We start from the raw sequence: 13,649 nt of genomic DNA on the forward strand, positions 1-13,649 counted from the left end.
TCGCTTCGTCAAAGTCAGGTGCTGGCTTATCCGCGGGGCGCCATGTGATGCCCCTTGCCAGCAAGGCCCAAACCGCCTATAAGCCGCCTTGTCAACTGAGATGCGAAAACGCACCAGGACGGACGGAGCAGGGTCGGGGCATACCTCGGCCCTTTGTGTTTGTTTGTGGTTCCGCCCCCGCCCGCGATTCGCGCTTTGACCGACCAACCCTGTTCAGACCGGTGGAGACAACCACTCGGCCAGCAAAACTCTGTAAAGGAAACCTGAGACCACATGGCTCAAACAACATCGATGGAGGAATTCGAAGCCCTCCTGCAAGAAAGCTTCGAAATGGACACCCCCGAAGAGGGTTCCGTTGTCAAAGGCAAGATCATTGCCATTGAGGCCGGCCAGGCCATCATCGACGTCGGCTACAAGATGGAAGGTCGCGTCGAACTCAAAGAATTCGCAAACCCCGGCGAAGCTCCTGAAGTTTCCGTTGGTGACGAGGTAGAAGTCTACCTGCGCGCCGCTGAAAACGCCCGTGGCGAAGCTGTTATCTCCCGCGAGATGGCACGCCGCGAAGAAGCATGGGACCGCCTGGAAAAAGCATACGCAGACGACCAGCGCGTCGAAGGTGCAATCTTCGGTCGCGTCAAAGGTGGCTTCACCGTCGATCTCGGCGGCGCCGTGGCCTTCCTGCCCGGCTCGCAAGTTGACGTGCGCCCCGTGCGCGACGCAGGCCCGCTGATGGGTCTGAAGCAGCCGTTCCAGATCCTGAAAATGGACCGTCGTCGTGGCAACATCGTTGTGTCCCGTCGTGCCATCCTCGAAGAGTCCCGCGCCGAGCAGCGTGCCGAAGTCATCGGCAACCTCTCCGAAGGTCAGGCCGTGGACGGTGTGGTCAAGAACATCACCGAATACGGTGCGTTTGTTGACCTCGGCGGTGTTGACGGCCTCTTGCACGTCACCGACATGGCATGGCGCCGTGTGAACCACCCCTCCGAGATCCTGTCCATTGGCGAAACCGTCAAGGTTCAGGTCATCAAGATCAACAAAGAGACTCACCGCATCTCCCTCGGCATGAAGCAGCTGCAGGAAGATCCGTGGGATCTGGTTGGCGCCAAGTACCCGCTGGAATCCGTCCACAAGGGTCGCGTCACCAACATCACCGATTACGGTGCATTTGTTGAGCTGGAGCCCGGTGTCGAAGGTCTGGTCCACGTCTCCGAGATGTCCTGGACCAAGAAAAACGTGCACCCCGGCAAGATCGTTTCCACCTCGCAGGAAGTGGACGTCATGGTTCTGGAAATCGACGGCGCCAAGCGTCGCGTGTCCCTGGGCCTCAAGCAGACCATGCGCAACCCGTGGGAAGTGTTTGCAGAAACGCACCCCGAGGGCACTCAGGTCGAAGGCGAAGTCAAGAACATCACCGAATTCGGTCTGTTCATCGGCCTCGAAGGCGACATCGACGGCATGGTTCACCTCTCCGACCTCAGCTGGGACGAGCGTGGCGAAGATGCGATCCAGAACTACCGCAAAGGCGACATGGTTTCGGCCGTTGTCTCCGAAGTGGACGTTGAAAAAGAGCGTATCTCCCTGTCGATCAAAGCCCTGGGCGGTGACAAGTTCGCAGACGCCGTTGGCGGAGTGAAGCGTGGCTCCATCGTGACCGTGGAAGTGACCGCGATCGAAGATGGTGGCATCGAAGTGGAATATGAAGGCATGAAATCCTTTATCCGCCGCTCCGACCTCAGCCGTGACCGTGCCGAGCAGCGCCCCGAGCGTTTCTCCGTCGGCGACAAGGTTGACGTCCGCGTCACCAACATCGACTCCAAGACCCGTCGTCTGGGCCTGTCGATCAAGGCACGCGAGATCGCAGAAGAGAAAGAAGCCGTCGAACAGTATGGTTCTTCCGACTCCGGCGCGTCTCTTGGCGACATCCTGGGCGCAGCGCTCAAGAGCGAGTAATCCACTCCTCTGAAAGAATGGAAAGCCCCGCAGGTTCATTCCTGCGGGGCTTTTTTGTGAGGTAAGCCCGGAGAGGGCCGCTTTGGGCGGGGGCGCAGACTTAATGCGCGATCATGTCGTGCACGATGTCATCCCCACTGTAGCTTGCCGGGAAATAGGTCGGCCAATTGGTCAGCTCTTTCAGCACCTCGGCGCGATCATCTCCCCAGTAGAGATGATAGTGGCTCACTTTCTTGGGAGCGATGTGGTGATCGCTGAACTGGATGAAGGCTGGGGCGAGCGCGTCGCCGCTTTCTTTGGCAAAGACGTAGCGCACACCTCGGTTGCCCTTCTTATAGGTCAGGACCTCGTAACCGTCCGAGACATATTCACCACCAAAACTCTCGCCATTTGCGGTGAATGTAACGGTCTGACCTTGGATTGTGATGGCGTCCACATCGGTTGCGTATCCGATTTCATAATAGGCGCGGTAATCTTCGGCGGTCTTCTCGCTGTGTTCCGCTTTGTGGGCCAGCACGGGGTCCAACGTGCCATCAACGAGAAACGGATAGATCGACTGCCAGTCCCCTTCCCAGTCAGAGAGCGTCCGAGGCTGAATTTGGCTGTCGTCAAAGTACCCTTTGTAGACTTCTTCATCGTGCGTATGCGCGTGATCGTGTTTGTTTCCAGCAGCGCCGGGGCTCGAAAAACCAACCGTCATTGCTGCCACGAGGGCAAGCGCACCAGTAGAAAACGGTCTCATTGTCGTTCACCTTGATTCGATATGTTATAACGCGTTACTAGTAGGACTCCTTGCGCGCCGCAAGGCACACCCTTCCCATTGCGCAGCGCGTGCGCTGCGCTGCCCTTCGAAGCAGAAGGGCGCCGAATCGTTTTGGAATGCGCTTGGGCGCAAGCTCTGCGGGGCACTGGTTTTGCCCCGATCTGCCCATTTCATGCTGCGAGAATTGTGAGCGGAACTACGGGAAATGGGGCCGCGACTGGAATTTTCCCGCTCCCCCCTTTCTAACCTGTTTGCGCAGAACAGTTTTCTTCCTATAGTGAAGCTATCCTTGATGTCACTGCGGCACAGATAGGCGACTTTGGGAGGTCCATACGCATGATCCGTTCGGAACTGATTCAGAAGATTGCAGACGAAAACCCGCATCTGTACCAGCGGGATGTGGAGCGGATCGTCAACACGGTCTTTGAGGAAGTCACCAATGCCATGTCGCGCGGCGACCGGGTGGAGCTGCGTGGCTTTGGGGCATTTTCGGTGAAGAAACGTGATGCGCGCGTCGGGCGCAACCCGCGCACCGGCGAGACGGTGCATGTTGAAGAAAAGCATGTGCCTTTCTTCAAGACGGGTAAGCTTCTGCGCGACAGGTTGAACGGAAAAGAAGAGTAAATGCGTTACATTCGCTATGCCGTCTGGGGCGTTCTGGCGGTGGTGCTTGTCTCCGTCAGTCTCGCTAATCGCGGCCTCGTGAGTTTGAAACTGATGCCTGAGGCGTTGGCGGAACTAGTCGGGTTCAACCCCTCCATCACGCTGCCGTTGTTTGTCGTTGTGCTTGGGGGACTCGCCCTCGGCGTAGCGCTTGGGTATGTGCTCGAGTACCTGCGCGAGTACAAGCACCGCCGTGAGGCCCGCGTAAAGCACGGTGAAGTCAAAAAACTGTCGCGCGAAGTGAAACGTCTCAAACGACAAAAACACGAAGGCAAGGACGAGGTTCTCGCCCTTCTGGACGACGCCTCCTGATATGGCAGATATTCGGGTCAAGATTTGCGGCATGAAGACGCGCGCCGACATGGAGGCTGCGGCAGCTGCAGGCGCGGCCTATGTGGGTCTGAATTTCTACGCCAAATCAGCACGTTCCGTCACGATTGCTCAAGCTGCCGCACTTGCTTCAGACGCGCCTGTGGGACTTGCGAAGGTGGGGCTGGTCGTCAACCCCACCGATGCAGATCTCGATGCGATTACCGGATCCGTCCCGCTTGATATGATTCAGCTTCACGGTCAGGAGAGCGTGGAGCGCGTGGCCGAAATTAAGACACGCTACGGGTTGCCCGTCATGAAGGTGATCGGCGTCGCCGAGGCCGCAGATCTGGATCCCATTGATCTCTACGCGCAAGTTGCCGATCAACTGATGGTCGATGCCAAGGCCCCCAAAGGGGCAAAGCTTCCCGGTGGAAATGGGATCTCCTTTGATTGGCAGTTGTTGGCCAGTAAAAAATACTGGCAGGCACCTTGGATGTTGGCTGGTGGTCTGACGCCTGAGAATGTCGCTGAGGCGATCCGGAAAACCGGCGCGCGCCAGGTGGATGTCGCCTCTGGCGTTGAGAGCGCTCCGGCACAGAAAGATCCGGATCTGATGCGCGCCTTTGTCGAGGCCGCGCAAGCCGTCTGACCGTTTCAATTTCAGCCCTTTCTTGACCCATCTGAGTGCCCTCAGGCGCAACAGGCGTCTTTTACGCCTGCGATAGCTGGTAAGGCGACGTTGCGCCCTGTGCCGTTCGATTTGCCAGTTGCTGTGTTCAGTAACGCGCGGCGATCGCGGTTGCGTATAGATCAGAAGCATCCCGCGTGACTTCCATTTGTGATAAGATGATGCCAAGATTGCCGATGTTTTGATGATGTTAGAGTGGTTGTCTTTGAAATCTGATTTTCAAAAATGAAAAGCATTCCATCCCTTGATGATCTCGACCTATTTGCACGCATCGCTCAGGCGGGCGGCTTGGCTGTGGTTGCACGGCAAAGCGGAGTGAGCGTGCCAACCCTCAGCCGTCGCATGCGCGCGCTCGAACTTCAGATCGGAGTACATTTGTTTGAGCGTGGCTCTCACGGCTACCGCGTGACTGCACAGGGGCGGGCATTTCTGAGCGAGACGCGCACGTTTCAAGCGGAGGCGCAACGTCTGCGGCGCATGGTTGCGACGCCTCTGATGGCAGAGGTTCGCATTACTGCGGGCAGTTGGATCTCTGCTTTTCTGGCGCAGCAGTTGCTGCGGATCCGGCAGGAAGATGCGCAGTGGCGCCCGGCCTTTCTGGAGGCTGATACGCGGCTGGATATTGCGCGGCGTGGGGCAGATATTGGCATACGGAACCAGCGTCCTGAACAAGCCTGGCTGGCTGGGCGGTATACCGGTTTGATCACCTATGCGGTTTACGCAATCTCTGATCAGGTGCGAGGCTATGTCGCTTTGCCTGAGAGCCAAGCAAAAACGCCATCCGCAAGATGGGTATGGGCGCACCATGGCGGCGAGGTCGCGGCTACGGCGCGTAGTCCACGCATGTTGGCTGATCTGGCCTGTGCCGGAGTAGGGCAGGTGGTGCTGCCTCGGTTTGCAGCGGCCATGTTTCCGGCGTTGCAGCAAGTTGGTCCTGACATTGCGGAGCTCTCGCATGAGGAATGGCTGGTCTGTCATCACGACGGTCGGCATGATCCACCTGTGCGGGCTGCGCTAGAGGGGATCGCCGCTGTGCTGACCGATACAACCCTGCGCCCTATAGAAGCTTGACGGCAAAGGCTCCCGCCCGCTCTTGTGCTCCCCTTGGGAAGCCCAGCATGCCCTTGGGCTTGGCGCCGCGCGCGCCCGAAGGGCGCGCGCGGCGCGAGTCGCTTCGGGCTCTGCCCGAAGCGAAACCACTCTGAAACCTCGCTTTCCACCGGTCGAAGGCGGAAATTGGCGAGAAACCTGTTTCTCTTGTTCTAAATGCACTTTAGAACCAGCGCATACGGAAGACGGAGACATCACCATGGCCGAAGATCTCATCAATAGCTTCATGAACGGGCCGGACGAAAACGGTCGGTTTGGCATCTTTGGCGGCCGCTTTGTCAGCGAGACACTGATGCCGCTGATCCTGAGCCTCGAAGAGGAATACGAAAAGGCCAAGGTGGATCCGGATTTCTGGGCGGAAATGGATGATTTGTGGAAGAACTATGTGGGCCGCCCGAGCCCGCTCTATTTCGCCGAGCGCCTGACCAATCATCTGGGCGGCGCCAAGGTCTACATGAAGCGTGACGAGCTCAATCACACCGGCGCGCATAAAGTGAACAATGTGCTGGGTCAGATCCTGCTCGCCCGCCGCATGGGCAAGACCCGGATCATCGCTGAAACCGGTGCTGGCCAGCATGGGGTTGCGACCGCCACTGTCTGTGCCAAGTTTGGTCTGAAATGCGTGGTCTACATGGGCGCGCATGACGTGCGTCGACAGGCGCCCAACGTGTTCCGGATGCGTCTTCTTGGCGCTGAGGTGATCCCAGTCACCTCTGGCCGTGGCACGCTCAAGGATGCGATGAACGACGCGCTGCGGGACTGGGTCACCAATGTGCGCGACACATTCTACTGCATCGGCACCGTTGCGGGCCCGCACCCCTATCCGGCCATGGTGCGCGATTTCCAGTCCGTGATCGGCAAGGAAGTGCGCTGGCAGCTTGCGGAGCAGGAAGGCGAGGGCCGGTTGCCGGACACGGTGATTGCGGCTATCGGCGGTGGCTCCAACGCGATGGGCCTGTTCCACCCGTTCCTCGATGACCCTTCGGTCAATATCATTGGCGTTGAGGCCGGTGGCAAAGGTGTGGACGAGAAGATGGAACATTGCGCCTCATTGACAGGCGGTCGTCCGGGCGTGCTGCACGGCAACCGGACCTATCTGCTGCAGGACGATGACGGCCAAATCCTCGAAGGCTTCTCGATTTCGGCGGGTCTGGATTACCCAGGGATCGGGCCGGAGCATGCATGGCTGCATGAGACGGGGCGCGCGCAATACGTGTCCATCACCGACAAGGAGGCCCTCGAGGCGTTCCAGCTGTCCTGCGCGATGGAGGGGATTATCCCGGCGCTCGAGCCGAGCCACGCGCTCGCTCATGTCACTAAGATCGCACCAGAACTGCCCAAGGACCACATCATCGTGATGAACATGTGTGGGCGTGGCGACAAGGACATCTTTACCGTCGCCCGCCACCTCGGGTTTGATATGTCAGACACCGAAGAGGGCCGCGACCTCGAAGAGTGAGCGCAGGCTTTTTCGGAAAGATCCAAGTGGAAGGCGCGTCCTGAGGGGTGCGCCTTTTCTTTTTCTGGCGTGCGCCGGGACAGCCGTCGCGTCGTGGATCGACACAGGCGCAGGCAGGGGCGATGCAGAGGGTCAGGATGTGGTTAGCCCTTCTGGCAGGCTCTCGCTCCATTTGCGCAACTCATCCAGAAAGCCAAGCGCCGTGCGACCGAGCTCCGTGATCTCGTAGTGGACTGAAACGGGGGCCGTCTCCATCACAGTGCGGGTGATCAGGCCCTGGGTTTCGAGCTGGCGCAACCTTTCGGAGATCATCTTTTTGGAGGCACCGCCGATCATACGCGACAAATCGTTGAACCTCACCGGGCCATCCTTCAGATGCCACAGGATCGATCCCGTCCATTTGCCACCAATGATGCGCATCCCGCGCTCGATCGCGCAGGGTTCCAGGCAGACGTTATAGGCCTGACGGCGGCCTGTCCCGTCCTCTTCGACGCGTGCATCCATTGCGATTCTCCTCAGCGATCTCTCAGCGAGTACTAGGTTACAAAAAGTATACTGGTTGAATATCGTTTCCACCATGCGCAATTTCGGTCCGAGCGGGACGCAAGTCAAGCGCCCCGGTTTACGCCAAGAAGGACGAGATTGATGAGCAAGATACTGATCCTGAACGGGGCGCAGCCCTATCCCTTTGCGCCGGGCGGGCTCAATGCGACCCTGGCAGAGCGGGCGCGCGCACGCCTCCTTGCGCAAGGCCACGAGGTACGCCTGACCACCGTGGCCGAGGGCTATGACGTGGAGCAGGAGGTCGCCAATCACCAGTGGGCCGATGCGATCATCCTGCAGTTCCCGGTAAATTGGATGGGGGTTCCGTGGTCGTTCAAGAAATACATGGATGAGGTCTATACTGCGGGCATGGACGGGCGGCTCTGCGCTGGCGATGGTCGTACGGCTGATGCACCCAAGGCGAACTACGGCATGGGCGGCACACTCGGGGGCACGCGCTATATGATTTCGGCGACATTCAACGCCCCGGCAGAGGCTTTCGACACCCCCGATGAGCCGTTCTTTGAAGGCGCGTCTATGGATGACCTGCTTCGTCCGGTGCATCTCAACGCAAAGTTCTTTGACATGGCGCCTCTGCCAAGCTTTGCTGCCTTTGACGTCATGAAAAACCCCGAGATTGACGCCGACCTGATCCGGTTCGACGCACATCTCGACAGCCTATTTGCGGAGGCCGAAGATGTCGCAACCTGATATAATCCTCTACACCGCCAACACGATGAACGGGTGGAAGCCGCTAATCTTCTTGCACGAAGCGGAGATCGATTACGAATTGGTCAATGTCGACTTTTCCAAAAAAGAGCAGCATGCCCCCGATTATGTGAAGATGAATCCAAACGGAAAGATCCCGACGATCTGGGACCGCTCCGAAGGGCGCGCGATCTTTGAAAGCGGTGCAATCCTCTGGCATCTGGCCGAGAAATACGGGCGCTTTCTGTCTTCTGACCCGGTGGAGCGGTCTGAAACCTTGCAGTGGCTTTTCTTTCAGGTCGGCCATATCGGTCCGATCATGGGGCAGGCGATGTTCTTTCAGCGCATCGCCAAACCCAATGGCGACGAGGTGCCCTATGCTATCAAACGCTACGTGGATGAGAGCCGACGCCTGCTGGAGGTGCTCGACACAAGGCTTGCGGGGCGCGACTGGCTGGTTGGCACAGAGATGTCGATCGCCGACATCGCAACCTACCCTTGGGCGCGCAGTCATTTTTGGGCCACGGTAGAGGTCGAAGGGCTGCCGCACTTGCAGGCCTGGTTCGACCGGCTTGATGCGATGCCAAAGGTACAAGAGGCCCTGCAACTGCCCGAGCCGCGTCCTTCGGCGTTTGGCAAGGGCGACATCGCGGCGGCGGCCTCCGCCAATGCTGCCCGTTTCAAGGAGTGAAGCGATGACCCTTCGTGTGGATATTGTGTCGGACGTGGTCTGTCCCTGGTGTGTGATCGGGTATCTCCAGCTGGCCAAGGCTGCGGCAGAAACCGGTACAGACCTTGAGGTGCATTGGCATCCGTTCGAGCTGAACCCGCAGATGGCCCCGGAAGGCGAAAACTTGCGGGAGCATCTGGCTGCCAAATATGGCACCACGCCGGAAGACTCGCGCGCGGCGCGGCTGAGGCTCACGGAGCTTGGCGCGGCGCTGGGGTTTGCGTTCGACTATGCGGACGACATGCGGATGGTGAACACCTTCCGGGCCCACCAGCTGATTGACTGGGCTGAGGATCAGGGCAAGGCGCATGAGATGAAGCGCGCGCTGTTTGCCGCGTTCTTCACCCGGCGCGAAGACCTCAATGATGTATCGGTGCTTGCAGATGTCGCAGAGAGCCTTGGCCTTGATCGTGTGGCTGCAGTTGCCATGCTTGAGGGCGGCGAAAGAGCAGATGCCGTGCGCGAGAAACAGCAGTTCTGGACCTCCAAAGGCATAACGGGTGTTCCGGCAATGATCTTTGAACGTCAGTATCTCGTGACCGGCGCGCAGGGCGAGGAGACCTACGCTCGTATCCTGATGGAACTGTCAGAGACGACCCCTGCGTGAGCGCGCGGGTCTGACAGTGTATATGCAGGGGGGGTCTCGTGTTCCGGGGGCTGCCCCTGTAGGCGAAATAGATCGGGACAGACATGGGGTTTGCCAAGCGAAGGCAAGCCGATTTAGCGCTATCAAGGCGCAACAAAGCGTTACGACTCGAAAGGATGACCATGCGCGCCCGACTTATGTTGCTGCTTTCAGCTCTGGTGATGTGCTTTGCCGCTCCGGTGTGGGCCGAGACGCGTCTGCTTGACCGGGCCAGTGTCGTGGCGCCCTATGACGGGCGCGTGTCTGATTTTCTTGCGGTCGATATTGGCGCGGGGACGCGGTGCGTGCTGTCCGGCAGTGATCTGACCCGCCGTCACGCCCCATGGTCGAGCTTCAAAATCCCAAATTTTGTCATCGCGCTTCAAACTGGGGTCGCAACCGGCCCGGATCATTGGCGCGCCTGGGACCCCAGCCTGAGACCGGCTGCAGGCTTTTGGCCCAAGAGCTGGCGTCAGGGGCAGACGCTCGAAACCGCGCTTCAGCGTTCGGTTGTCTGGTATTTCCAGGACATCGCCCGCGACGTGGGGGGCAGCCGCTACCGTGAGATCCTGAAACGCTGGTCCTATGGCAACGCCGAGGCACCTGATGGCGATGACGGCTTTTGGCTATATGGCCCGCTTGCTATCTCCGTCGAAGAACAGGTGGCTTTTGTCTCCGCCTTGCTTTCCGGCGGGATCGCTCGGTCTCAGGACACTCTTGCGGCGCTGTTTGCCGCCACGCGCGACAGCGAAGACAAAGGCCGTATCATCTATGGCAAAACCGGCTCCGGCCCGTTGGAGCAGGGGCGTGCGGGCGCAGGGTTTGAGGGCTGGTATGTCGGATGGGTGACGCGGCAGGACCGCGCGCCTGTTGCCTTCGCGCATTATGTGCGCGCCAGGACATATGCTGACCTGAGGGTGTTTCGCCGAGACCAGAGCCTGATCCTGCTGGAGGCCTGTGGATTTTAAACAGGGTAAAAGGGGTGCCGCCGCGCTGGTGAAACAGTGCGGCGGCAGGTCGGCTCACGCATAGGCGCCGGCGGAATAGGTCAGCTCATAACTGTGGCTATAGAGCTCGAAGATGTTCCCAAATGGGTCCTCGACGTAGACCATGCGATATGGTTTTTCGCCGGGGAAATACTCCCGCACGGGCATGCGCTGCTTGCCTCCGGCAGCAATGATCTTTTCCAGGAGCCCCTCAAGATCCGGGTCCTGGATCGCAAAGTGGAATGTGCCATGGCGACGGAAGGCGAAGTTGTCATCCGGTGCGTGATTTCCCGCAAATTCAAAGAGTTCAATGCCGATCCCGTCGCCGGTCGAAAGATGCGCAATCCGCAAATGCTCCCAGCCGGGTCCAAAGACATCTGTGCACATGACGCCAATCGCGCTGTCGTCTTCGACAACCTTGCTCGGCGGCATGAGGACATAAAACCCCAAAACTTCAGAGTAGAATTTAACGGCGGCATCCAGGTCCGGAACGGACAGGCCAATATGAGAGAAAGTGCGGGGGGTGGGTGTCATGATGATCTCCTTTCAGGTTTTCTTGATGGAAATCTAGACATGCAGCACCCGTATGTGAAATTATCATATCGAATTAAAATGCAAATGAATGGTTATCATCTTGGTGCTCAATTCCACCTGGCTCGAAACCTTTATCGTGCTCGCCGAAGAAGGGCATTTCACCCGCGCGGCGGCCCGCTTGAATATGACGCAGCCCGGAGTGTCCCAGCACCTGCGCAAGCTCGAGCAGCAATTGGGACGGGCGCTGATCTCGAAGGAGGGCAAGCGCTTCACCCTGACCGCCGCCGGGGAGGCAGTGCGCGACCTCGGGTTGGCGCGGCGTGTCGAGGAGCAGGCGCTGCGCGATACCATCACACGCGATGATCCGGACCGAGGGGAGCTGCGGATCGCATGCTCTGGCAGTTTTGCGATGCTGTTTTACCCACGCGCCATCGCGTTGATGAAAGAGGCACCGGGGCTTGTGATCCATGTGGAGGCGACGCCGCAGGCGCGTGTGCTCGAGGGTGTTCTGGCCGGGCATTTTGATCTTGGGATTGTCTCTGATGTCCCACACCATCCACGTGTCGAAGCACAGCAACTGGGGCAGGAGGAACTGTGCTTGCTGCTGCCGGCCGAGGTCGAGGACCCGGTATCCTTCGAGACGCTTGAAGCCCTGGGACTGGTCGCACACCCGGATGTTGCCAACTATGCGGATGATCTGTTTTCACGCAACTTCCCCAAAGATTTTGCTGGGGCGGACCGGTTGAAGCTGCGCACTTATATCAACCAGATCAGCCAGATCCCGTCTCCGGTGGCTGCTGGGGTTGGCTATACGCTGCTTCCGCGCAGTGGTCTTGCGGCGTTTGCGCAATCGGCACAGATCAGGACGGCGCGCCTGCCGCAGCCACGGTATCGGGAGCTCTGGCGCATAACCCGTCGCGGACGTATCGCAAGCGCGCGGCTAAAGCGGGTCTTGGCGGTCGTCGAAAACATCGCCGCCACCTTGGGATGAGATCTCTTCGCCTTGGCGTCCGGGCCGGAATGGGCGTGGTCTGCCTTGTGAGCGGGATGCCAAAGCGAGGTGCTTCTGGATCTCTATTTGAACTTGTCGAGCAGCTTTTGCATCGGGCTACGGCTGTCCTCGGGCGCTGCGGGAATGTCGCTCGCGGCGGGGGCTTCGGGCGTCGCGGCCTTGGCTGGCGTTTTTGCGACCCCCGGCTCGGACTTCTGTGCTTTCTTGCGCCCTTTGGAGGCCTCACCGGTAGAACTGCGCGGTGGCGCGACCCGCAATGCGACCGCGTTCATGAACCGCCCGCTGTCGCCCGTGGCCAGCGCGGCCGCCCCATCCGATAGCCCGCGCATCAGATCATCTAGCCAGCCCTGATCCGCTTTGGGGAAGTCCCGCAGAACGTAGCCGGCAACCGCATCCTTGTGTCCGGGGTGGCCCACCCCGAGGCGCACCCGGCCGTAGTCGGCACCAATATGGGAATGGATCGAGCGCAACCCGTTGTGACCTGCATGGCCGCCGCCATTTTTCACGCGGCATTTGCTCGGCGCGAGGTCAAGTTCGTCATGAAAGACCACAACATCCGCCGGTGTGAGTTTGAAAAAACGCAGCGCCTCGCCCACGGATTGGCCGGAGTTGTTCATAAAGGTCTGGGGCTTAAGCAGGATCACTTTTTCACCTGACAGGGTGCCTTCGCTCATTTGGGCCTGGAATTTCGATTTCCAGGGGGAAAACCCGTGATCTGAAGCGATCTGATCCAGCGCCATGAAACCGATATTGTGTCGGTTTCCGGCGTATTTTGCGCCCGGATTGCCAAGCCCTACAAAGAGTTTCATGCGCTGCGTCCCGCTGTCGTTTCGGGCGCAGTGATGCCCTTTTTTGAGAGGAAAATCCAGAGCAGCGGTGATAGGGATATGCAGGTGCATTTTCCCGCTCCTTGGCTCAGAGCCATTGCAGCGATTGCGACATTCAAAGAGGCGGTGCCGCCTCCAATAGACTTTGAGAAGGACAGCGTGATGAAAGACGCCATTTCAGGAAGAAGCCAAAGCCCGGCGGGCGCACGCCTTCTGCATCGCCTGGGTGCAAAAGCTGCTGTGATCGCATGTGGTCTGAGCGTGGCGGGCTGTGCCGCGGTAGAAAGCGGCCCTGCTGTGCCAGCCAAAAGCGGCAGCACCGTCTTTGAAGCGCGCCAGTCGCTTGCGTTTTGTGCGCCGCAAGGGCCCAAAGGTGCCAAAGCGGCAGTGACCTCAAGCTACATCGCCTCGATGCTGTTTCTGGGGATTTTGCCCGGCGCCGTTATTGCAGCCGCTGGCGAGGAGCATACCCGGTCACAAGGTGCCGTGAATGCGGTGGATGACTGCCTGAAAGATCAGGGGTATGAGCGGCGTGAACTGACCGCCGAGGAAACCACGGCAATCAAGCAACGGGATCGCTACGCGCGCGAGCAGCTTCTCTCGCATCTGATCGGTGGCGGGACATTGGCCGACTATACGGGCCCCTAAGTCGGGCGATCTGCGCCTGACGCGCCTCGTTACGATACCATAATCCGACAACAAAAAACGGGCCCCGCAAGGGACCCGTTTTCAGCATTCA

The 13,649-nt window shown here is 59.2% G+C and carries 16 protein-coding genes; 12 read left to right on the forward strand and 4 right to left on the reverse strand.

The genetic code is table 11. The annotated features are described in order from the left end of the window. Positions 1 to 273 precede the first annotated feature (273 nt). On the forward strand, positions 274 to 1,950 hold the full coding sequence (gene rpsA, locus ACZ1HH_RS01025; RefSeq protein WP_472637073.1) for a 30S ribosomal protein S1: 1,677 nt from the start codon (positions 274 to 276) through the stop codon (positions 1,948 to 1,950). A gap of 100 nt (positions 1,951 to 2,050) precedes the next feature. On the opposite strand, the gene ACZ1HH_RS01030 is transcribed toward rpsA, so the two are convergent. Beyond that, complete coding sequence (locus tag ACZ1HH_RS01030; RefSeq protein WP_472637074.1) at positions 2,051 to 2,692, reverse strand: metal-binding protein ZinT; 642 nt, start codon at positions 2,690 to 2,692, stop codon at positions 2,051 to 2,053. 357 nt (positions 2,693 to 3,049) lie between these two features. Here ACZ1HH_RS01030 and ihfB point away from each other — a divergent pair, with 357 nt between their 5' ends. The 5 genes from ihfB to trpB all read left to right on the forward strand — a co-directional run bounded on the left by ihfB (position 3,050) and on the right by trpB (position 6,945). Next, entirely contained in the window at positions 3,050 to 3,337 is a 288-nt protein-coding gene (gene ihfB, locus ACZ1HH_RS01035) for an integration host factor subunit beta (RefSeq protein ID WP_005610003.1), read from the forward strand. Beyond that, entirely contained in the window at positions 3,338 to 3,688 is a 351-nt protein-coding gene (locus ACZ1HH_RS01040) for a lipopolysaccharide assembly protein LapA domain-containing protein (protein WP_011537570.1), read from the forward strand. A 1-nt stretch (position 3,689) separates the two neighbouring features. Further along, positions 3,690 to 4,337, forward strand: coding sequence for a phosphoribosylanthranilate isomerase (locus ACZ1HH_RS01045; RefSeq protein ID WP_011537571.1), 648 nt, complete (start codon positions 3,690 to 3,692; stop codon positions 4,335 to 4,337). Positions 4,338 to 4,601: 264 nt separating this feature from the next. After that, positions 4,602 to 5,447, forward strand: coding sequence for a LysR family transcriptional regulator (locus ACZ1HH_RS01050; protein WP_472637075.1), 846 nt, complete (start codon positions 4,602 to 4,604; stop codon positions 5,445 to 5,447). Positions 5,448 to 5,685: 238 nt separating this feature from the next. Beyond that, on the forward strand, positions 5,686 to 6,945 hold the full coding sequence (gene trpB, locus ACZ1HH_RS01055; RefSeq protein ID WP_011537573.1) for a tryptophan synthase subunit beta: 1,260 nt from the start codon (positions 5,686 to 5,688) through the stop codon (positions 6,943 to 6,945). A 132-nt stretch (positions 6,946 to 7,077) separates the two neighbouring features. Here trpB and ACZ1HH_RS01060 read toward each other — a convergent pair whose 3' ends face one another. Further along, positions 7,078 to 7,449 (reverse strand): winged helix-turn-helix transcriptional regulator, encoded by a 372-nt coding sequence (locus ACZ1HH_RS01060; RefSeq protein WP_011537574.1) that lies wholly within the window; start codon positions 7,447 to 7,449, stop codon positions 7,078 to 7,080. Between the two features lie 141 nt (positions 7,450 to 7,590). On the opposite strand from ACZ1HH_RS01060, the gene ACZ1HH_RS01065 reads away from it, so the two are divergent. The 4 genes from ACZ1HH_RS01065 (at position 7,591) to ACZ1HH_RS01080 (ending at position 10,519) form a co-directional block, all read left to right on the forward strand. Beyond that, positions 7,591 to 8,199, forward strand: coding sequence for an NAD(P)H-dependent oxidoreductase (locus tag ACZ1HH_RS01065; RefSeq protein WP_011537575.1), 609 nt, complete (start codon positions 7,591 to 7,593; stop codon positions 8,197 to 8,199). Next, complete coding sequence (locus tag ACZ1HH_RS01070) at positions 8,186 to 8,887, forward strand: glutathione S-transferase family protein (RefSeq protein WP_011537576.1); 702 nt, start codon at positions 8,186 to 8,188, stop codon at positions 8,885 to 8,887. The genes ACZ1HH_RS01065 and ACZ1HH_RS01070 overlap by 14 nt, the downstream gene beginning before the upstream one ends. Before the next feature lie 4 nt (positions 8,888 to 8,891). Continuing rightward, complete coding sequence (locus ACZ1HH_RS01075) at positions 8,892 to 9,533, forward strand: DsbA family oxidoreductase (protein ID WP_472637076.1); 642 nt, start codon at positions 8,892 to 8,894, stop codon at positions 9,531 to 9,533. Between the two features lie 161 nt (positions 9,534 to 9,694). Beyond that, positions 9,695 to 10,519 (forward strand): penicillin-binding transpeptidase domain-containing protein, encoded by an 825-nt coding sequence (locus ACZ1HH_RS01080; protein ID WP_472637077.1) that lies wholly within the window; start codon positions 9,695 to 9,697, stop codon positions 10,517 to 10,519. A 54-nt stretch (positions 10,520 to 10,573) separates the two neighbouring features. Here the strand turns inward: ACZ1HH_RS01080 and ACZ1HH_RS01085 are convergent, their stop codons facing one another. Next, positions 10,574 to 11,071 carry a lactoylglutathione lyase family protein gene (locus ACZ1HH_RS01085; protein WP_011537579.1) on the reverse strand — a complete coding sequence of 166 codons (498 nt, stop codon included), beginning with the start codon at positions 11,069 to 11,071 and terminating at the stop codon, positions 10,574 to 10,576. 88 nt (positions 11,072 to 11,159) lie between these two features. On the opposite strand from ACZ1HH_RS01085, the gene ACZ1HH_RS01090 reads away from it, so the two are divergent. Then, complete coding sequence (locus tag ACZ1HH_RS01090) at positions 11,160 to 12,062, forward strand: LysR family transcriptional regulator (protein ID WP_472637078.1); 903 nt, start codon at positions 11,160 to 11,162, stop codon at positions 12,060 to 12,062. 83 nt (positions 12,063 to 12,145) lie between these two features. Here ACZ1HH_RS01090 and pth read toward each other — a convergent pair whose 3' ends face one another. Further along, positions 12,146 to 12,892 (reverse strand): aminoacyl-tRNA hydrolase, encoded by a 747-nt coding sequence (pth, locus tag ACZ1HH_RS01095; protein WP_472637079.1) that lies wholly within the window; start codon positions 12,890 to 12,892, stop codon positions 12,146 to 12,148. Between the two features lie 180 nt (positions 12,893 to 13,072). On the opposite strand from pth, the gene ACZ1HH_RS01100 reads away from it, so the two are divergent. Beyond that, positions 13,073 to 13,558, forward strand: a complete 486-nt coding sequence (locus ACZ1HH_RS01100) for a hypothetical protein (RefSeq protein WP_011537582.1) — start codon at positions 13,073 to 13,075, stop codon at positions 13,556 to 13,558. Positions 13,559 to 13,649 lie beyond the last annotated feature (91 nt).

Source organism: Epibacterium sp. HA2-3, from assembly GCF_055693725.2.

What these genes read in the sequence shown, in the direction of transcription:
- rpsA (WP_472637073.1), top strand. Translation starts at nt 274, where the DNA reads ATGGCTCAAACAACATCGATGGAGGAATTCGAAGCCCTCCTGCAAGAA.
- ACZ1HH_RS01030 (WP_472637074.1), bottom strand. Translation starts at nt 2,692, where the DNA reads ATGAGACCGTTTTCTACTGGTGCGCTTGCCCTCGTGGCAGCAATGACG.
- ihfB (WP_005610003.1), top strand. Translation starts at nt 3,050, where the DNA reads ATGATCCGTTCGGAACTGATTCAGAAGATTGCAGACGAAAACCCGCAT.
- ACZ1HH_RS01040 (WP_011537570.1), top strand. Translation starts at nt 3,338, where the DNA reads ATGCGTTACATTCGCTATGCCGTCTGGGGCGTTCTGGCGGTGGTGCTT.
- ACZ1HH_RS01045 (WP_011537571.1), top strand. Translation starts at nt 3,690, where the DNA reads ATGGCAGATATTCGGGTCAAGATTTGCGGCATGAAGACGCGCGCCGAC.
- ACZ1HH_RS01050 (WP_472637075.1), top strand. Translation starts at nt 4,602, where the DNA reads ATGAAAAGCATTCCATCCCTTGATGATCTCGACCTATTTGCACGCATC.
- trpB (WP_011537573.1), top strand. Translation starts at nt 5,686, where the DNA reads ATGGCCGAAGATCTCATCAATAGCTTCATGAACGGGCCGGACGAAAAC.
- ACZ1HH_RS01060 (WP_011537574.1), bottom strand. Translation starts at nt 7,449, where the DNA reads ATGGATGCACGCGTCGAAGAGGACGGGACAGGCCGCCGTCAGGCCTAT.
- ACZ1HH_RS01065 (WP_011537575.1), top strand. Translation starts at nt 7,591, where the DNA reads ATGAGCAAGATACTGATCCTGAACGGGGCGCAGCCCTATCCCTTTGCG.
- ACZ1HH_RS01070 (WP_011537576.1), top strand. Translation starts at nt 8,186, where the DNA reads ATGTCGCAACCTGATATAATCCTCTACACCGCCAACACGATGAACGGG.
- ACZ1HH_RS01075 (WP_472637076.1), top strand. Translation starts at nt 8,892, where the DNA reads ATGACCCTTCGTGTGGATATTGTGTCGGACGTGGTCTGTCCCTGGTGT.
- ACZ1HH_RS01080 (WP_472637077.1), top strand. Translation starts at nt 9,695, where the DNA reads ATGCGCGCCCGACTTATGTTGCTGCTTTCAGCTCTGGTGATGTGCTTT.
- ACZ1HH_RS01085 (WP_011537579.1), bottom strand. Translation starts at nt 11,071, where the DNA reads ATGACACCCACCCCCCGCACTTTCTCTCATATTGGCCTGTCCGTTCCG.
- ACZ1HH_RS01090 (WP_472637078.1), top strand. Translation starts at nt 11,160, where the DNA reads ATGGTTATCATCTTGGTGCTCAATTCCACCTGGCTCGAAACCTTTATC.
- pth (WP_472637079.1), bottom strand. Translation starts at nt 12,892, where the DNA reads ATGAAACTCTTTGTAGGGCTTGGCAATCCGGGCGCAAAATACGCCGGA.
- ACZ1HH_RS01100 (WP_011537582.1), top strand. Translation starts at nt 13,073, where the DNA reads ATGAAAGACGCCATTTCAGGAAGAAGCCAAAGCCCGGCGGGCGCACGC.